The organism is Desulfatiglans anilini DSM 4660, from assembly GCF_000422285.1.
Classification (GTDB): domain Bacteria; phylum Desulfobacterota; class DSM-4660; order Desulfatiglandales; family Desulfatiglandaceae; genus Desulfatiglans; species Desulfatiglans anilini.
Genome location: NZ_AULM01000023.1, coordinates 43,155 through 60,564, shown reverse-complemented (window position 1 = coordinate 60,564; position 17,410 = coordinate 43,155). Strand labels below are relative to the sequence as shown.

Below are 17,410 nucleotides of genomic sequence, written 5' to 3'. Positions count from 1 at the left end.
GCCGCGAAGCGGTGGGACTGAGCACCCGAAGGGTGTGAAGAAACCGGGACCCGCCGCGAAGCGGTGGGACTGAGCACCCGAAGGGTGTGAAGAAAAATCCTCATTTCCGGATTGGAAACCGGGTTCTGCCGGGAAATCATTTCCGGACGGATACTAGAATAAAAAGGAATAATCCGGAAATGCTATTTTCTTCAGACGGCTTATCTCCTCAGGGCTGGTGCTCTGGAACGGGTCCCGATCCGCGCGATACCGGCGTCGGTTTATCCATTCGCCTTGGCGGGTTCCCGAAGGCCGCCTCCCCGCGAAGCCTGATTTTCCTATGCCGGGCCGGTACGATGCATTTTCGGATCGAAAGGCGCACGTCACGAGCAATCGTTTACCTGTGGCAGCATAGGCATGCTGTTCAATTCCAATGAGAAAAGGAGGGTCTGGTGGAAAAGCATCTGCTCGTAGCGGTCAGTGAGGACAAGAGGGCATTGTACGGGGCGCGCTTCGTAGGGCACTTCTTCAGCAACAAAGAGGGGATGAAGATCACCCTCTTCTATACGACGCCGAAGCCCCCGCAGCTCTGGGAAAACGAGCGTTCGCACGAAACCGTCGCCCAGCAGCAGGAACAGGCCCGGCAGTATGAGAAAAAGGGGCGCCGCGCACTGGAGTCGGGCCGCGCCGAGCTGCGCGCCCACGGTTTCAAGGACGAGCAGCTGGAATCCAAGCTCCTGGCCCGCCGCTACTCCAAGGTGATGGACATTGTCCAGGAGGCCCACATGGGGCTCTATGACGCCGTGGTCCTCGGCCGCCGGGGCCTGTCCTGGATCGAGGAGGCCTTCGAGGAGAGTGTTACGAAGGGGATCCTGGAGCAGGAGTTCACCTTTCCCATCTGGATGTGCCGGCAGCACGATCTGGAGCGGCGCAACGTCCTGGTCTGCGTCGACGGTTCTGACGAGTCCTTACGGATCGTGGACCACGTGGGCTTCATGCTGCGTGATGAGCCGGGCCACGATGTGACCCTCCTGATGGTGGATACGGGAAAAAGCGCGGAAGGAAGGGAGCCGGAGGCGGTGCTGGCCAAATCCCGTGAAACCCTCCTTGCGAACGGTGTGCCGGAGGAGCGGGTGAGGAATCTGGTCCTCAAAGGGAGTTCTGTCATCAAGACGATCAAGAAGGAGGCGGAGGAGGGGCGCTATGCCGTCGTCGCCGTGGGCCGGACCGGCGCGGGCCAGGGGTTCCTGCAGAAGATCTTCATGGGGTCGGTGAGCTGGGGTCTGTTCCGGGAGCTGGAAGGCCTGACGCTATGGGTGTCCCGGTGAAACCGGAACGCAGCCGCCGCGGGCCCCTGGCCTCTCTCATGCGCCCTCGAAGGACGGGAGCATGATGCGGGCATCCGCGGCGATGCACCCCTTGCTCGAGCAGAAGAGCGGGTTGATGTCGATCGAGGTGATCCGCTCTTCGAGCGTCATGACCAGCCGGGAGAAGTCCAGCAGGAAGCGGGTCAGGCCTTGCCGGTCGACCGGGTCCCGGCCGCGGTATCCTTCCAGGAGTGGCCGCGCCTGGAGGCCGGTCAGCATCGCGTCGGCATCTTTTTCTGTGAGGGGCGCCATCCGCAGGACCGAATCCTTGTAAATCTCGACGCCTGTGCCGCCGATCCCGAAAAGGATCACGGGGCCGAACTGGTGGTCGACCTTCGCGCCGACAATCAACTCGAGCCCTTCCGCCATCTCCTCCACCAGTACGCCTTTAAAACCCGGCAGCGCCCGGAACCGTGCGAAGACCTCTTCCAGTTCTTCGCGGCCGCCGATCCCCGCCACGACGCCTTTGACATCCGATTTGTGGACGACCTCGGGCGAGACCACCTTCGCGGCGACGGGGTAGCCGATCTCTTCGGCGAAGCGGAGGGCTTCGCCGATGTCGCGCGCCCAGGTGAACTTCGGGACCGGGAGCCCCCAGAGGGCAAAGAGGCGCTTGGCTTCAGGTTCGAGGACCCATCCCCACTGCCTGGCCTCCGCCAAAATCGCACGCATCGCTTCTGTCAGCATGGTTTGCACCTCCGCATGGCCTCGGCCATCAGGACCGCTCCTTCAATGGAAGGGGATACGGGCACCCCGTTCAGCTCGAAGCCCTCGATCAGCATCCGGTATTTTTCGACGCGCGGAACATAGGCGACCAGAGGTTTGCCTTCCTTCAGATAGAGCTGGCTCAGACGGGCGCCGAGGTCCGAGGTGATGCCGGGCAGATAGGGCAGGAGAAGGACGATCAGACAGTCGACGTCGGGGGTCCGGCTGAGGAATTCGGCGGTCTGATAGAAGTCGTCGTCCAGCGCGCTGCCGGTCAGGTCGATCGGGTTCCCGAGCGCGGCAATCGACCGGATCGAGCGGGATAGCCGCTCCCGGAGCTGCGCCTGGTCGGTCTCCAACAGGGTCGGCACCGCGAGCTTGTGGGAGGCGCAGGCGTCGACCGCCAGGGCTCCGTGCCCACCGCTTCCGGTGATGATGGCGATCTTTCCCGTGATGCTTCTCTGGTAGCGGCTGAGCGATTCGCAAAAGGAGAGCAGCTCGAATTCGTTCCGGGCCTCGACGATGCCGTGCTGAGCCAGGGCGGCAGAAAAGACGGCGTAGTCGCCCGCCAGGGAGGCGGTGTGGCTGGAGACCGCCCGTTCACCCAGGGCGGACTTTCCGGCCTTGAGGACGATCACGGGCTTGGGGCAACGTGCGGCCGCCTCGACAAAGGCGCGGCCCTCGCGTTTCCCGAACCCCTCCACGTAAAAGGCGATCACCTTCGTCCGGTCGTCCCTGCCGAACTCCTCCAGGAGCTCGATCTCGCCGACGAGGGCCTTGTTTCCGATGCTGATGCCCATCGAGAGCCCGACGCCTTCCTGCGCGAACTTGACCATCTGATCCACCAGGATGCCCCCGCTCTGGCTGATCACGGCGACGGGCCCCGGTTCGGGGCGTACGAAGCGCTCGCTCGGCAGGAAAAAACTGTCGATGCGCCCGGGTGCGTAAAGTCCGAGGCAGTTCGGACCGATGAAGGGAAAATCGGCCTCCCGCGCGATCGCGGTCACCTGGTCCTGCAGGTCGCGCCTTCCGCTTTCGGCAAACCCGCCGGAGATGACGGCCGCGCCGCCAACGCCGCTGTTGATGCAGTCGGCGAGGATGTCCGGGACGAACTCCGCCCTGACGGCGATGACCGCGATATCGACGGCCTTCGGAATCTCGGCCACCCGCGAATAGACGATCTCACCCTGCAGGCGTCCCCCCTTGGGGTTGACGGCGAAGACCTCCACCGGGTAGCGCAGGTGGTTTTTGTAATAGACCACATTGGCCGGGTGGCGGTCGTTGTCGAGGGAGACCCCGATTACGGCCAGCGTCTTTGGTTCGAACAGCCTCTTGAAATTCATAGGGCTCCTCCCCGGAGCAAAACACTGCCTGCAAGCCGGCGCGTTCAGCATCGCATGCCGGCATCCTCGCCTGAAAGGGTGCGATCCGATCGGATCATCCGTCAATCGACATTGTGCCACCTCCCGCAGCGCTCCGCAACCTGATTCGGGGGTTTCCGCTCCAACTGCGGCGAATCGATCCTATTCATATTTAAGAATCGGTTCAAGGGGTTCCACCATAGCGGGAAGGTCCTTGTTTATCGTGTCCCAGAGGATTTCTTCGCTGACACTGAAAGGCTCATGGACGACAAAATGACGCCTAGCCTGCATATCAGCCCATGGCACATTCGGATGCTGGGGGGAGATTTCCTCATTTCCGGATTGGAAACGGGTTCTGCCGGGATATCCTTTCCGGATGGATTCCAAATAGCCCGTGCCGGCGTGTCTTGACAAATCGAAAACAATATTTAATGGATCATATAGGATATTAGGCCGGTCTTTCCCGCAGGAGGCGCTGGAAATGGTTTACTGAGCGCTGCGGTCTGAAAGGCCGAGATCCGAGAAGCTCCGTTTGATGGTCGATTTCATAACGGCATTTTCAGATGGAAGGGGTGTGAGATGATGGCGGTTTCCGAAAAGGCGAAAGAGAAGCTCGATGAGGCAGGGAAGGAGATACGGGATGCTGTCGAGAGCCTCGGAAGGGAGGTGGCGGAACTCACCGGCAAGGTGAAGGAAAAGTTCAAGACAGGCGGTGAGGAGGCCCGTAAATCCGCTGAAGAGCTGGCCAAGGAGGTCAAAACGCTCTCGGAGAAGGTGAAAAATCTGATGCCTGCAAGATGGCGCAAGACACAGGTGCCGGTGGGTGTCGGCCGAAGCTCCGCTTATTACCCCGAGGTGTGGGAGCAGGCCTTTCCCGAACTCCGGTGAGGTTCGGACCGTATGATGGAGGATTTTTTCGGTCCTCTCGGCTGGCGCGGGCGGCTCGGACCGTGGGGGTCGGCCGCTTGGCCGCGTGTCGATCTGGAGGAAAAGGACGATGAGATCAGGATCAGGGCGGAGCTGCCCGGCGTCGACAAGGACGACATCGATGTCATGGTGAACGAAGACAGCGTCATGATCCGCGGAGAGAAGAAGGAAGAGGAGGAGAAAAAAGGCAAGGGTGCCTATGTCCTGGAGTGTTACCAGGGGTTCTTTGAACGAAGATTTTTCCTTCCCTCTGAAGTGGAGCCGGACAGGGCAGAAGCGACCTTCAAGAACGGCGTGCTCTCATTGAAGCTCCCCAAGTCGCCCGCCGCACGTGAGCGGGTCAAGAAAATAGCCATTCGCGGGGAGTAGATCGCCGGCGGCGGGTGTTTCCGTTCGTTTGTTCATGCACCATCCTTCGCGAAAAAATCCAGGGCCCGGCAGACGACTCTCCTGGTCTCCTCTGGACAGATGATTGCATCGATCCAGTATTCATAGGCCGAGTCCCACACGGAGGCGCTTTTCGTCAGGTCGGCTCTCGCCTGCTGCTGGGCCTGGGCTTTGACCGCCGGATCCGCATGTTTGGTCAGGATGGCCGCCCCCATCTCCGGGGCGATGAAACTGATTTCGGCATTGGGCCAGGCCGCCACGAACTGGGCCCCGGTGGCCGCCATTCCGAGGAAATAATAGGCCGCCCCGTAAGACTTGCGGATGATGAGGGTCACCATGGGCACATCCACCCTGTCCATGGTGCCGGAGTGGGCCGCAATGGCGTTGACCATGCCGTCTTTTTCGACTTCGGAGCCGATCAGGAACCCAGGGATGTCCTGAATCACGAGGAGGGGGATTTTTCTCCTCGAAGCAAATTCCATGAACGAGGCTGATTTTCTGAGGCTCTTCGCGTCCACGGATCCCCCCCCGCTCATGGGCTGACTGGCCATGATGCCAACCGCCCGCCCCCCGATCCTGCCAAGGCCGATGATGAGACCTTTGCCGAATTTCGGTTTGAGTTCGATCCACTCCCCATGGTCACAAACGCGGTCGACGACCTTTTTCATGTCGTACACCTGCCGGTTGTTGTGCGGAACGATCGTCTCTAGGTCGGGGATGAGCCTGTCGGGGGGATCCGACGGGGATTCGGGAGACCGGAGGAGATGAAGGATCTTCCTCAGTGTCCTGATGCAGTCTTGCTCTGTCTTGACAACGAGGTCGACGGTCCCCGTCATTGTCTCGTGCATATGCGGGCCGCCCAGATCACGGTCCGTGATGGTTTCGTTGATCGCAACCTGCAGCAGGGGAGGGCTGGATACCGCTACGGAGGAGTCCTCCACCATCAGCGTGATATCCGCCATGCCGGCCCTGAAGGCCGGGTCCCCGTAAGTGTAGCCGAAGACCCCGCACAGCATCAAGGGCCGCCTGTCATGGTTGGCGAGCCAGCTGAGGGACTTGACGGTTTCCAGTCCGCTCAGCCGCGTGAAGCCGGATCCGATTCCATCCGGGATCCTGACGCCGCCTCCCTCCGAAAGGGACAGGATGGGAAAGCCGTTGCGCGTGGCGAGATCGATGATTCGATCCACCTTCCTCACACTGACAAAAGACTGGGTCCCGCCCAACACGGTGACATCGTCCCCGAGGACGGCCACCGTCCTCCCATGGATCCTGCCGAGGCCCGTCATGACACCGTCCCTGGGCGACCGCTCTTCGAAGCCGGGCTCCACCGAACGGGCGAATTCCCCGTACTCCAGCCAGCTTCCCTCATCCAGGAGCATGCTGATCCTCTGGGAGACATGCAGCTTTCCTTTGGCCAGGTGCCGTTCCAGCCGCGGCTGGTTGCCCCGCTGCACCCAGGCGCGTTCATCCTCGAATCGCCTTCGTCCCTCATCATAATCCATAGCAGCCTCCGACCCCTTTCGACGGAAGACGGTGCCTTGCGGTGACGATCCGGGGATTCGGTTGGAAATGATTGCCCATAACGATCCAGCCTCCAGGTATTGTGGGGGGGCGGGTCCCGGTCTCACCGATCCATGTGGAAAAATGAGAATGAGGGCGACCGTCCGATCGCCGCGCAGGCAAACCAGGCGAATTGACGCTGATTTGAACAGAGAAGGACCTTTCCGGGTGCATCTAATGGATCCTCCGGCTGAACCCTTCCCAATAAGGTTCTCTCAACACGTTCTTCCGGATCTTTCCGGAGGGGGTCCGAGGCAGTGGATCCAAGAATGCGACGGTCTTGGGGCACTTGTATTTGGCCAACCGCTTCTGGCAGTAGGAGACGATGTCTTCTTCAGTGGCGGTTGCACCCTGCTTCAGATGCACGAGGGCCATCACCCTTTCCCCCCACTTCTCATCCGGGACGCCGATCACCGCCGCTTCCAGCACCCCCGGTATCTCGGTCAGGACATTCTCCACTTCGACGGGATACACGTTCTCCCCTCCGGTGACGATCATGTCCTTCTTGCGGTCCCGCAAGAAGACGTAGCCCTGTTCGTTCCTGACCGCGATGTCGCCCGTGTCGAAGAATTCGCTCTTCATCACGGCCGCCGTTTCTTCCGGCGCCTCCCAGTAGCCGGAGGTCACGTTGTCCCCGCCGGCGACGATCTGTCCGATCCCGCCCGGCTCTGTTTCACGGCCTTTCTCGTCCACGATTCGCACTCGGCACCCATACATTTCCCTGCCACCGGAGGTCAGCAGTTCCGGCTTCTGGTGGTCTTCCCGGGTCAGACAGGTGAGGACGCTGGTCTCGGTAAGACCGTAGATCTGAAAGAAGACGTTTCCCAGGCGCTCGAGGGCCTTCTTGAGCAACTTCTCGGGCATGGGGGCCCCGGCGTAGACGACCAGGCGCAAAGCGCTGAGGTCGGCCTTTTCCTGACCTGGGAGGTTCAGGAGGGCCCCGATCATGGCCGGGACGAGCAGGGTGACGCTCGCCCGGGTCTGTTCAAGGGCTTCGAGGGTCGATTGGGGTTCGAAGGCTGGAAGGATGTTCACCGTACAGCCTCTTGCGATGTGGGCCATGTAGGTGTGGCAGCCCGCGACGTGGAAGAACGGTGCAACCATGAGGCCTGAGTCTTCGGGGGTGAGACCGAGTTCCACGAGAAGCGAAACCAGCGTGGAGGCGGTGTTGGCGTGGGTCAGTTTCACGCCTTTGGGAACTCCGGTTGTGCCGCTTGTGTAAAGGAGCGTGGCGAGATCTCCGGGCCTGGGCCTCTGGAGGGCGGCCGGCGAGGCATGGGCCATGAGTTGCCTCAGATCGAGGTTTCCGGCTGCCTGTTCCGTACAGATGCGCGCCTTCAGGAAGGGCAGATCAGGGGCCAGGGCGGCTACGGTCTGTTCGAAGGGGGGTGAATAGATCAGGGCCGAGGCCCGCGCATTGTGGATGATCCCCAGCAGTTCGTCCTTGGAAAGCCGCGTGTTCAAAGGAAGCGTGACCAGCGAACATGCCGGGAGCCCGAAGTGGGCGACAGCCAGCTCGATGCTGTTGTGGTCCAAAACGGCCACCCTGTCACCGGGGCTGAGCCCAAGCCCGTAAAGAGCTGACCCCAGGCGCTCCGCCGTGTCCATGAATCCTTTGTAGGTCAGGGTCCCTTTGGCCGAGGTGACCGCCGTCTTATCCGAGTAAAGGCGGACCGAATGCTCTAAAATGCGATACAAGTCCATTCCTGGCTATTTCCTCCTGTTTTTTTGGTGAATTACAGCCTTGGCCTACCACCAAACGGTTTTTGACAGGGAGGTCCAAACGGCCTCTATGCTGGAGGATGCGGGTTCGGAGAGCAGATCCAGCATCACGGCATCCCTGTAGAACATCGCTATTTTCATCTCCTCGAAGTATCCGTATCCCCCGTGGAGTTGAAGCGCCTCGTCGGCGGTTTCGTTGCCGAGTTCCACGGCCATGGCCTCTGCCGAGCGGGCAGCCAGAGAAACATCCAGACCTTTGTCCCAGTCGGCTGCAGCCTTGTAGACCAGGAGTCGAAGGGCTTGAAGCCGCTGCCATGTCTTGAAGAATTTGGCCCTGGTCGCCTCGAAATCGGACAGGTTTTGCTCGAAGATCTGTCTGCCCCGCGCATAGACGAGCGCCAGGAGGGCGGCGCCTCTGGACAGCCCGAGGCCGAGCGCAGCCGACCGGATGGCCTTCGCCTGCCTCGATCGTTCAACGACCCGCGGATGCCTGTAAAAGCACGCCTCTGAAAGGGCGGCGCCCCGCAGCTCCAACCGGGCCCCCGGCCAGCACCGCAGCCCGACCTTGTCCTCGAGAGGCAGGATGTCGAGACCGGGGAAATCGCGCCCCAAAAAGAAGAGACCTTCTTCTCCTTCGAGAAAACCCGGGATCAGGAACATCTCGGCGCCCCCATGAACGGGAGAGAAGGTCGAGGAGACACCAGCGCGCGCCTCCGCCCTGAAAGGATTTCCGTCCGCCGGATGGGCGAGTCCGAGCATCGGCCGATCGCTGGTCTTACCCCCCAACGGGGGAGGCAAATCGCCGGTGTGCGAAAGAAGTTCACATCCCCAGCCGATCTCGAGGATCGCCCTGGCGCCTCCGGGACTGGCGACGGCGAACTCCTCCGCCACCAGGCAGTCTTCAAGGAGCCCCAGCCCGGCCCCGCCTTGCCTTTCCGGAAGGGTCATTCCGACGAAGCCGAGCTCAACGGCCGCTTCCATGATCTCTGAAGGCATCCGGCCGGCCGCATCCCATTCCTGTGCACGGTCTGCCATTTCACCGGATGCGAAGTCGGCCGCGGCCTTCTTTATCTGGACCTGTTCCTTGTCAAGGCTCAGAAACATGATGACGCTTCTCCTGGCCAGGCGCTCCTTCCCTCAAGAGTCTCTTGAGGACCTTGCCCGCCGAATTCCTTGGGAGTTCATTGACGAATTCCACCTTTTTCGGGACCTTGTAGGCCGCCAACCTTTCGCGGCAGAATCGGAGGATCTCGCCTTCGCTCACCGCGGGCCCTCCTCTTGGAATTAGGAAGGCGACCGAGATCTCCCCCTTCTCCTCATCCGGCAGCCCGACGACGGCGGCTTCGCTCACCGACGGGTGTTGATAAAGGACCTCTTCTATTTCCCTGGGGTAGATGTTGAATCCGCCGGTCAGCACCATGTCCTTCTTACGGTCCACGATAAAGAGGTATCCATCCTCGTCCACGCACGCGAGGTCGCCGGTATGCAGCCACCCGCCCCGCAGGGCCTCCGCCGTGGCTTCGGGCTGGTTGAGGTATCCTTTCATGACATTAGGGCCGCGGACGAGGAGTTCGCCCACGGAACCCGCGGGCATTTCCCTGTCCTGTTCATCGGCGATCCGGATCGAGATGCCCGGGAGGGGAAGTCCGACGCTGCCAATCTTTTTCAGGCCGTGGAGGGGGTTGTGGGCTACGACCGGTCCGGCCTCGCTGAGTCCGTAGCCCTCCGTGATGGCGACGCCGTATTCCTTCGAGACGGTCTCGTAAAGGGCCCGGGGCATCGGGGCCGCGCCGACGATCAGCGCCCTGAGCGCGTCGACCGCAAAGTCCCGCCGGGCGGGGTGGTTCACGATCTGGTGATACATCGTGGGTACGCCCACGAATACGCTGGCGCGCTGCTCCGACACCGCCGTGATGGCCTCGTCCGCCGAGAATCTCGGCATGAGGTAGACCGCCGCCCCCCGGAAAAACCCCGCGTTCATCACGTTCGTTTGACCGGAGGAGTGGAAGAGGGGCATCCCGAAAACGATGACGTCTTCCTCCGCGTATTCGTAAGCCTCTGCCGCTGCGAGGGCGTTGCTGTAAAGATTCGCATGGGTGAGCATGGCTCCCTTGGGGCGCCCTGTCGTTCCCGAGGTGTAGAAGATGACCGCCACGTCCCCGGGATGCATTTCCGGCAGCGGTGATTCCCGCGGCTCCGCCAAGAGTTCCTCGAAGCAGGGTATCCCTGGGCGGAATGGAGTCGTGCAGAAGACCGCTTCCAGCGACTCGATCGCCGGCCCGGCGCGGAGAAGGTTCTCGATGAAGGGCTCCTGGCTGACGGCGAATCGGAGGGTGCTGTCCGTGCCGACATAGGCAAGCTCGGCCTCCTTGAGCATGACATTCAGCGGTACCACCTGCCCCCCCGCCCGTAGAATCCCGTAGTAGGCGTAAACAAACACCGGGATGTTGGCCAGGTGCAGCCCGACCCTGTCTCCGGGCCTGAGCCCCCTCTTGAGCAGACCTTGAGCTACGGACAGCGATTTTTTTTCGATGCCCGCAAAGGTATCCGATCCGCCCCGCCAGATCATCGCCGTCTTGTCCTGCCGCCGCGGGAGGTTTGCATCCAGTAAGGCGCAGAGAGTTCCATTCATCGGGCTCCCCCCGGGTCTCTGGTGGAGACATCGTCCGTCCCGCCGCCTTCGTTCCCTCTAGCCGATTCTTGAGGGTAGGCCCCTGCCAGCCCTCGACCGGCTTTCACGCCGTTGTACCCGGACATGGCGTAGATTCTGAGGACAGGGGAAGGCAGGAACCGTTCGCCGAATTCTCCGGTCAGTTCCAGCAGCAAGTCCGACACTTCCTGGAGACCGGTCTCGTCCGCCCACGCAAGGGGGCCCATTGGGAGCCCCGCGCCAAGCACCAGGGCGTCGTCGATTTCGCGCGCGCAAGCGACCCCCTCATCCAGGCAGCGGATGCTTTCGGCCCAGATCGCGGCGAGCAACTGCTTCTTCGCTCTGTCCGCGGCCCGGCCGTCCAGCTTCCGGGAAGCGGGCACGATGTCATGGGTTGCTGCCGGCGGCCGGGAGCGGTGATCGAGCAGGCCGCGCCCCGTCTTCAGGCCCAGTCTGTTCTCGCGGGTCAGCCGTTCGAGAAGGGGCGGGATCTCGAAGCGGGAGCCGTAGTAGGTCCTGAGAGTCTCGTTGGATGCCTGGATGATGTCCCAGCCGACCATTTCTCCCAGGGTGACCGGCCCCATGGGCAGCCCCAGATCCTTCGCCATTCCCTCCGCGTCGGTGATGCCGATGCGCTCTCCGAGAAGCCACATGACTTCGTTCATGTAGGCCCCCAGAACCCGGTTCACCAGAAACCCAGGGCAATCCTTGATGCGGATGGGTTTCTTTCCCTCTTCGGTCAGAAATGTCAAGGTTTGCTCGATGGTTTCCCCGGCCGTATCCACCCCCTTGACGACCTCGACAAGGGGCATGATCTGCGCGGGATTGAAGAAGTGGGTGCCCAGAAAACGCTCCGGCCGCTTGAGACAGGCCCCCAGGGCCGTGATGGGCAGGGCGCTGGTGTTGCTGGCGAGGATCGTCCCGGGTGCGACCGCATCTTCGGCTTCGCGGAGTATCCGCCTTTTCAGGTCGAAGTGCTCCGGTGCGGCTTCAATCACGAAGTCCGCCCCTTTCAGGCAGGAAAGGCCGGCAGCCGCCTCGAACCGCTCGATGCAGAGCCGGAAATCCTCCGGAGGAAACCTGCCTTTGTCCAAATCTTTGCGCAGGCGGGCATGGATCTTCTGGGTGCATTCCTCGGCGAGCGCCTCGCGGGCCTCCGCCACCACGACGCGAAAGCCACGGGGAAGAAGCCATTGGACCAGGCCCGTACCCATGATCCCTCCGCCAATGATGCCTATCTTGTCGATCGTGCCGGTCATTTTTCCTTGATCTCCCCCGTTGCGGTGCGTGGGTCGGATGCCCCCTTTTTCGGATGGATGATCCGGGCCCCTGCGCAGATGCCGCCCAGAGTGATCTGCCTCAGCGCCCAGGCCACCTGATGTCCGTCCAGATGCCTGTCGAATGCCAGCAGCTGGAGGACGATCCCATCGTGCACGGCAAGGATGATGGAGGTGATGATCTCCGCCTTGAGATCCTTACGAACGAAATGTTTTGCCTGGGCCTCCCGGATGATTTCGGTGATGAAGCTGCGCTGCTGTTCGAACACATCGAAGAGCGCCTTCGCGTTGTCGCCTTCGAGGGACTGCATCTCCAGGGAAAGGGTCCTCAGGCAGTGGATCAGGGTGGGGTGTTCGACCGCAAAGCGGGAGTTGAACTTGAACATGTGCCAGAGTTTGTCCATGGGCGAATCGCCTGCACCCCTGGTCTCCTCGATGAACCGGTTCAGGTAGGATTCCTGCAGTTCCTGGATGATCGCCCCCAGCAGATCGGCCTTGCTGTCGAAATGCCAGTAGAGCGCTCCCCGTGTAACGCCTGCGGCCTTGGTGATATCATCGACCGTGGTGCCGTGGTATCCCCTCATTCCGAAGATTTCTTTGGCGGCCTGGATCAGTTTTTCACGGCCCTGCGATTTTCCCCTTGCAGTCTGTTTCTGTTTGACCATTGAATCTTTCCTTTTTCGCAGTCTATCCATTGGCTCCGGCATGAGTGAACCCTGCCGCGTTGAGATACTCCAGGAGTTCCTGGGATCCATCTTCTCTGACGAGTCGCCCCCTCTCGAGAAGATATCCGCGATTCACGGTCTTCAATGCCAGCCGGGTGTTCTGTTCCACCAGCAGGAGGTTCAGGTTCATGTCCAGGATGAGGGTCCTGAGGATCCTGAAGATTTCCTTCACAACGAGCGGCGCGAGCCCCGTCGAGGGCTCGTCCAGCAAGAGCAGTCTCGGCTGGCTCATGAGGGCGCGCCCTATGGCCAGCATCTGCTGCTCTCCCCCGGACAGGGTGCCTGCCGCCTGGCGCAGGCGTCTCGAGAAGACGGGAAAGATTTCTGTCATCCTTTGCAGATCCTTCTGGATGTCCGGATCTCCGCCTTTTCTGATCCTCAGATAGGCGCCGAGCCTGAGGTTGGCCAGCACGCTCTGCCTGGCGAAGATTTCCCGCGACTCCGGGACATGGGCGATACCGAGGCTCACCCTTTTTTCCGGAGGGAGCTTCGAGATATCCTGTCCCAGGAACCGGATCGAGCCCGCCGCCGGGCGCAGGAACCCCGAGACGACCTTGAGAAAGGTCGTCTTTCCGCTCCCGTTCGTTCCCACGAGGGCGACGGATTCGCCTTCCCTGACCAAGAGGTCCAGCCCGGTGAGGATGTTCATCTTTCCGTAGCCGGCGTTGAGCGCCGTCACTTCCAGCACCGGGACATCAGTCGGCGTCTTCTTCACCAAGATAGGCCTCCAGGACCTGTTTGTCCTGCTGGATCTCCAAAGGGGTGCCGGTTGCAATGACCTTGCCGTAGTTCAGCACGATGATCCGGGTGCACAGGTTCACCATGAAACCGATATCGTGCTCGATGACCATCAGGGTGACGCCCCTGTTGTGGACGTCCCTCAGAAGGGTTCCCAGTTCGTCCCGCTCCTGCTCGTCAAGGCCGGCGCCGGGTTCATCCAGCAGGAGAAGCTCAGGGTCGGTGGCCAGGGCACGGGCCAGTTCCATCCTTCGCGCCTGGGAGAGGGTGAGCTCGTCGGCCGGCTTATCGGCCTGATCGGCAAGCCGCACGGCCTCCAGCAGCGTCATAGCCTGCTCCGCCTCCCGGCGGTCTTCCCGGACCGCGCCGGGCAGCCGGATCATATCGTAGAGCAGGTTGCTCCGGGAATGGAGATGCAGCCCCACCATGACGTTTTCCCTGACCGTCAGTCGTTTGAACACCCGCGTTGTCTGGAAGGTCCGGACGATCCCGCGTTTGACCACCTGGTGTGGCGTCAGCCGAGTGATGTCATGACCGCGGTGAAGGATGCTGCCCTCCGTGGCGTAGTCGAGGCCGCTCAGACAGTTGAAAAGCGTGGTTTTACCCGCTCCGTTGGGCCCGATCACGCCGGCGATCTCCCCCTCCCTCACGGTGAAGGAGACGCCGTAGAGCGCCCACAGCCCCCCGAATTTCCTGCTCAGCCGTTTCGCAGACAGAAGATCCACTTGCCCCCCGTTAGACCGCGGCGTTTTTCCCCGGTCGGTCGATCCGCCCGGATGGCACCCGGATGCCTGAAGATCGGAGTCATGTTCAGGCCCCCCCGGTACCGAACCTTCTTCGCAGCGCCGAACATATTCTCACGACACCGGTTGAAACGCCTCCCCATAATCCGCCCGGGGCCGCCACGACGATCACCATCAGGATCATTCCGAAAAAAAGAAGCCGGTACTCCTCGTAGCTCCGCATCAATTCCGGGAGAACGGCCATGAGGAGAGCGCCAAGGATGGCTCCGACCGGGCTCCCCAGCCCGCCGATGACCACGATGATCAGAAACTCCAGGGAGGCCCCGACCCCGAAAATTTCGGGCCCGACATAGTGCGTGTGCACCGCGTAGACGCCGCCGGCAAGCCCGGCCGCCACGGCCGAGACGGTAAAGGCCTGCACCTTGTAGACAGCGGTGGGGACGCCCACGGACTCCGCGGCGATCGGGTCGTCGCGCAGCGCGGCCAGGGCCCTGCCCGAGCCCAGGTTGGTCAGGTTGTTGAGCAGCCAGTAGACGAGCAGCACGAGGAACCAGGACAGGTGGAACGTTTTGAAAAGGGCGTCCCTGCCGTTGTCGATGGCGTGCCCCAGGATGCCGGCATAGGGGATGTTGGCGATGCCCCCCGCTCCACCCGTGAGGAATGGGAATTCCAGAAAGAAGATGTGCATGATCAAGCCGAAGCACAGCGTGATCATAGCGAGATAATGCCCCTGAAAGCGCAGGGCCAGGTAGCCCAGCGCCGCGCCGATCAGCCCGGCCAGCGCCCCGCCCGCCGGCATGGCGAGCCAGAAAGAGATCCCCGGTCCCGTCATCAGACGCGCCGTGGTGTAGGCGCCTATGCCGACGAAGGCGGCCTGCCCGAGGGAGATCTGCCCGGCGGTGCCCAGCACGAGATTCAACCCGATCGCTACGGCGGCGTTGATGCCCGCCAGTGTCAGGATCTGGAGGGTGTAGGTGCCCAGGCCGGAAAAGGGCAGAACGCCCACGGCGATTACGGCCAGCAGCCAAAACGGTTGGATTCCTGCGGTTCTTTTCATAGCGCTCAGACTTTTTCCCGCTTCCTGCCGCCCAGCAGGCCTTCCGGCCGAAAGGCAAGGATCGCGATGAGGAGCCCGAAACTGATGGCGTCCTTGAAGGCGCTGGAGAGGTACCCGGTGGTGAGGCTTTCTATGACCCCGAGCAGCAGACCCCCGACGATGGCGCCCATCGAATGGGTGATGCCCCCGAGGATGACCGCCACAAATCCCTTGATGCCCATTTCGGTCGACAGACTTCCTCCCGCGAAGGTGATCGGCGCGATCAGGATGCCGGCGAGGCCGGAAAGCCCGGTGGCGAGGGCCCAGGACATCGAGGTCATGCTCTTGACGTTGATCCCGACGATCCTTGCGGCTTCCGGCTTCTCCGCCGCGGCCATGATGGCGGAGCCGTAGATGGTCCGGGTGAAGAACAGCCAGAGCAGCAGGAAGAGCCCCACGGCGATCGCCATAATCCAGACGGCCTGCGGCAGAATCATGACGCCGCCGATGTTCAGGGGCGTTTCCCCGGAGATCGGCGGGAACAGCAGTTCGTCCTTGGTCCAGAAGACGTAGATGATCTGCTCGAAGAAGATGAAGCCCCCCACCGTCATGAGGATGCTGGAGAGCACCCCGGTGCGCCCGGCTGGAGAAACCAGCAGCACTTTGAACAGCGTGCCGATCACGGCTGTTGCGAAGAAGGTCAGAAAGAACACGAAGAGGTAGGGGATCCGCCAGGTGAGGAGCAGGCTCAACGCCATGATCCCCCCCAGTTGGACCAGGGCCCCTTGGGCGAAATTGATCACATGGGTCGAGATGAAGATCAGGTAGTAGCCCATGGCGATGAGGGCGTAGACGCTCCCAATGGTGAGCCCGCTGACCATGAACTGGCAGAAATCGATCATGTCACGTCACCTGTCCGGTTTCGCCCGGGGTTCCCTGCTTCGTCCGCCGGATATTCCATCTCCCGCAGGACCGGAACGAATCCCCACCCGAGCCCCTGTCGAGGCGGAGTCGACAGCCCTGCGGGGCATTGGCGTTGCGCTATCTGGGGTAGACTTTTTCCGCGGGATAGTAGTCCTGGTTCTTGACCACCGCCATCACGTAACACCCAGGCAGGAGGCCGTTGCAGCGGTTCTCCGAGAAATCGAAGGTCCCCTGGACCCCCTGGAAATTCCGGATGCCGGAGATGGCCTCTGCCAGCCGGGGGGCATCCCCGGCGGCGGTTTTCAGGGCCTCTGCCAGCAGGTACGCCGCGTCATATCCCACGGCGGCGAAGGTCGGCGGGATGGCCCCGAACTTCTTTTTGTAGTGGTCGATGAAGGCCTGTTCCCGCTCATTAGGCGCCCCGTAGTTCAGGACCGTATTGAAAAGAAGGCCTTCCCCGGCTTCTCCCAGGGATTCGATCATCTTGTGGGACCCCATGCCGGCTCCGCCCATCAGCCGGATCTCCTTCATCCCGAGCTGGTGCCAGTTCTTGACAATGACCGCCGGTGCAAAGCCCACGCCCCAGATGACGATGCACTGCGACCCGGCGTTTTTGAGGTTGATGAGCTGCGCGCTCATGTCACGGTCGGAGGACTGGTATTTCTCGACGCCCGCGATCTTGATGCCGGGGGCGCGCTTGCCGATCAGTTCCAGAAACGACTCCGTCGAACGGGACCCATATTCGTTGGCGTCGTGGATGATCCCGATCACGTTCAGCTTGAGGTTGTCCTTGATAAAGTCGATCATGCCTTCGGCATCCAGCTCATCGGCGGGAGCAGCGTTGAACACCCATTTTTTTCCTTTGCACAGGGCGGAGTTTCCCGAGATGTAAAACGTCGGGATGCCGGCTTTTTCCACCGCGGTAGCCGCGACGTTGATGGTCCCGGAGGTGGAGGCCCCGACAATTCCCACCACCTGGTCATTGCTGATGAGGCGGTCGATGAGGTTGGCCGCCTTGCCGGGGTTCCCTTCGTCATCGTAGGAGACGAGTTCGATCTGTTTCCCGAGGACCCCCCCATTGGCATTGATCTCCTCGACGGCCAGCTCAACCCCCTTTTGCTCAGGGTCTCCAAGGAAGGCGAAACGCCCGCTTGTCGAGAGCAGCGTACCGATCTTCACCTTCTCGGCGGAAAGGCCGAGGCCGGTGTGCAGCGCAAATATGCCAAATAACAGGACGGCCACGATACATCTTCCTCTCTTCATCTTTCCAACCTCCTTGCATGATTGGCGATTCGACCCATCAACCCCT

Annotated in this window: 17 protein-coding genes; 3 read left to right on the top strand and 14 right to left on the bottom strand. The window is 61.6% G+C overall.

What is annotated here, in order from left to right; translation table 11 throughout:
* Nucleotides 1-431 precede the first annotated feature (431 nt).
* A complete protein-coding gene (locus tag H567_RS0114815) occupies nt 432-1,307 on the top strand; it encodes a universal stress protein (RefSeq protein ID WP_028322002.1) in 876 nt (291 codons plus the stop codon).
* 36 nt (nt 1,308-1,343) lie between these two features.
* Here the strand turns inward: H567_RS0114815 and H567_RS0114810 are convergent, their stop codons facing one another.
* The 3 genes from H567_RS0114810 to H567_RS30125 all read right to left on the bottom strand — a co-directional run bounded on the left by H567_RS0114810 (nt 1,344) and on the right by H567_RS30125 (nt 3,799).
* Nucleotides 1,344-2,033 carry an acetate--CoA ligase family protein gene (locus H567_RS0114810; RefSeq protein WP_028322001.1) on the bottom strand — a complete coding sequence of 230 codons (690 nt, stop codon included), beginning with the start codon at nt 2,031-2,033 and terminating at the stop codon, nt 1,344-1,346.
* A complete protein-coding gene (locus H567_RS0114805) occupies nt 2,027-3,394 on the bottom strand; it encodes a CoA-binding protein (protein WP_028322000.1) in 1,368 nt (455 codons plus the stop codon). The genes H567_RS0114810 and H567_RS0114805 overlap by 7 nt, the downstream gene beginning before the upstream one ends.
* Before the next feature lie 180 nt (nt 3,395-3,574).
* Entirely contained in the window at nt 3,575-3,799 is a 225-nt protein-coding gene (locus tag H567_RS30125; protein ID WP_035254590.1) for a HepT-like ribonuclease domain-containing protein, read from the bottom strand.
* Between the two features lie 192 nt (nt 3,800-3,991).
* Here H567_RS30125 and H567_RS0114800 point away from each other — a divergent pair, with 192 nt between their 5' ends.
* Both H567_RS0114800 and H567_RS25165 read left to right on the top strand, forming a co-directional pair.
* Nucleotides 3,992-4,300, top strand: a complete 309-nt coding sequence (locus tag H567_RS0114800; protein ID WP_028321999.1) for a hypothetical protein — start codon at nt 3,992-3,994, stop codon at nt 4,298-4,300.
* A gap of 12 nt (nt 4,301-4,312) precedes the next feature.
* The gene (locus H567_RS25165) at nt 4,313-4,708 is read left to right on the top strand and encodes an Hsp20/alpha crystallin family protein (protein ID WP_051184938.1); all 396 of its coding nucleotides are present in this window, start codon (nt 4,313-4,315) and stop codon (nt 4,706-4,708) included.
* Between the two features lie 32 nt (nt 4,709-4,740).
* Here the strand turns inward: H567_RS25165 and H567_RS0114790 are convergent, their stop codons facing one another.
* From H567_RS0114790 to H567_RS0114740, 11 genes are all read right to left on the bottom strand, one after another.
* Nucleotides 4,741-6,228, bottom strand: coding sequence for an acyl-CoA carboxylase subunit beta (locus H567_RS0114790; RefSeq protein WP_028321998.1), 1,488 nt, complete (start codon nt 6,226-6,228; stop codon nt 4,741-4,743).
* A 232-nt stretch (nt 6,229-6,460) separates the two neighbouring features.
* Entirely contained in the window at nt 6,461-7,990 is a 1,530-nt protein-coding gene (locus H567_RS25160) for a class I adenylate-forming enzyme family protein (protein WP_051184936.1), read from the bottom strand.
* A gap of 45 nt (nt 7,991-8,035) precedes the next feature.
* A complete protein-coding gene (locus tag H567_RS0114780) occupies nt 8,036-9,112 on the bottom strand; it encodes an acyl-CoA dehydrogenase family protein (protein ID WP_028321997.1) in 1,077 nt (358 codons plus the stop codon).
* Nucleotides 9,096-10,640 carry a long-chain-fatty-acid--CoA ligase gene (locus H567_RS25155; protein ID WP_051184932.1) on the bottom strand — a complete coding sequence of 515 codons (1,545 nt, stop codon included), beginning with the start codon at nt 10,638-10,640 and terminating at the stop codon, nt 9,096-9,098. The genes H567_RS0114780 and H567_RS25155 overlap by 17 nt, the downstream gene beginning before the upstream one ends.
* Nucleotides 10,637-11,917 (bottom strand): 3-hydroxyacyl-CoA dehydrogenase, encoded by a 1,281-nt coding sequence (locus H567_RS0114770; protein ID WP_028321996.1) that lies wholly within the window; start codon nt 11,915-11,917, stop codon nt 10,637-10,639. The genes H567_RS25155 and H567_RS0114770 overlap by 4 nt, the downstream gene beginning before the upstream one ends.
* On the bottom strand, nt 11,914-12,600 hold the full coding sequence (locus tag H567_RS27350; RefSeq protein ID WP_028321995.1) for a TetR/AcrR family transcriptional regulator: 687 nt from the start codon (nt 12,598-12,600) through the stop codon (nt 11,914-11,916). Before H567_RS27350 ends, H567_RS0114770 begins: the two co-directional genes overlap by 4 nt.
* Before the next feature lie 22 nt (nt 12,601-12,622).
* A complete protein-coding gene (locus tag H567_RS25145) occupies nt 12,623-13,309 on the bottom strand; it encodes an ABC transporter ATP-binding protein (protein WP_435051121.1) in 687 nt (228 codons plus the stop codon).
* Between the two features lie 46 nt (nt 13,310-13,355).
* Entirely contained in the window at nt 13,356-14,123 is a 768-nt protein-coding gene (locus tag H567_RS0114755; RefSeq protein ID WP_028321994.1) for an ABC transporter ATP-binding protein, read from the bottom strand.
* A gap of 85 nt (nt 14,124-14,208) precedes the next feature.
* Nucleotides 14,209-15,198 carry a branched-chain amino acid ABC transporter permease gene (locus H567_RS0114750; RefSeq protein WP_028321993.1) on the bottom strand — a complete coding sequence of 330 codons (990 nt, stop codon included), beginning with the start codon at nt 15,196-15,198 and terminating at the stop codon, nt 14,209-14,211.
* Nucleotides 15,199-15,203: 5 nt separating this feature from the next.
* The gene (locus tag H567_RS0114745) at nt 15,204-16,079 is read right to left on the bottom strand and encodes a branched-chain amino acid ABC transporter permease (protein WP_028321992.1); all 876 of its coding nucleotides are present in this window, start codon (nt 16,077-16,079) and stop codon (nt 15,204-15,206) included.
* Between the two features lie 139 nt (nt 16,080-16,218).
* Entirely contained in the window at nt 16,219-17,364 is a 1,146-nt protein-coding gene (locus H567_RS0114740) for an ABC transporter substrate-binding protein (RefSeq protein ID WP_028321991.1), read from the bottom strand.
* Nucleotides 17,365-17,410: the final 46 nt, after the last annotated feature.

Bases quoted from the DNA above. Each gene is read 5' to 3' on its own strand.
- H567_RS0114780 (WP_028321997.1), bottom strand. From the start codon at position 9,112: ATGTTTCTGAGCCTTGACAAGGAACAGGTCCAGATAAAGAAGGCCGCG.
- H567_RS0114790 (WP_028321998.1), bottom strand. From the start codon at position 6,228: ATGGATTATGATGAGGGACGAAGGCGATTCGAGGATGAACGCGCCTGG.
- H567_RS25155 (WP_051184932.1), bottom strand. From the start codon at position 10,640: ATGAATGGAACTCTCTGCGCCTTACTGGATGCAAACCTCCCGCGGCGG.
- H567_RS25145 (WP_435051121.1), bottom strand. From the start codon at position 13,309: ATGAACATCCTCACCGGGCTGGACCTCTTGGTCAGGGAAGGCGAATCC.
- H567_RS0114770 (WP_028321996.1), bottom strand. From the start codon at position 11,917: ATGACCGGCACGATCGACAAGATAGGCATCATTGGCGGAGGGATCATG.
- H567_RS25160 (WP_051184936.1), bottom strand. From the start codon at position 7,990: ATGGACTTGTATCGCATTTTAGAGCATTCGGTCCGCCTTTACTCGGAT.
- H567_RS27350 (WP_028321995.1), bottom strand. From the start codon at position 12,600: ATGGTCAAACAGAAACAGACTGCAAGGGGAAAATCGCAGGGCCGTGAA.
- H567_RS0114740 (WP_028321991.1), bottom strand. From the start codon at position 17,364: ATGAAGAGAGGAAGATGTATCGTGGCCGTCCTGTTATTTGGCATATTT.
- H567_RS0114750 (WP_028321993.1), bottom strand. From the start codon at position 15,198: ATGAAAAGAACCGCAGGAATCCAACCGTTTTGGCTGCTGGCCGTAATC.
- H567_RS0114805 (WP_028322000.1), bottom strand. From the start codon at position 3,394: ATGAATTTCAAGAGGCTGTTCGAACCAAAGACGCTGGCCGTAATCGGG.
- H567_RS0114800 (WP_028321999.1), top strand. From the start codon at position 3,992: ATGATGGCGGTTTCCGAAAAGGCGAAAGAGAAGCTCGATGAGGCAGGG.
- H567_RS25165 (WP_051184938.1), top strand. From the start codon at position 4,313: ATGATGGAGGATTTTTTCGGTCCTCTCGGCTGGCGCGGGCGGCTCGGA.
- H567_RS0114810 (WP_028322001.1), bottom strand. From the start codon at position 2,033: ATGCTGACAGAAGCGATGCGTGCGATTTTGGCGGAGGCCAGGCAGTGG.
- H567_RS0114745 (WP_028321992.1), bottom strand. From the start codon at position 16,079: ATGATCGATTTCTGCCAGTTCATGGTCAGCGGGCTCACCATTGGGAGC.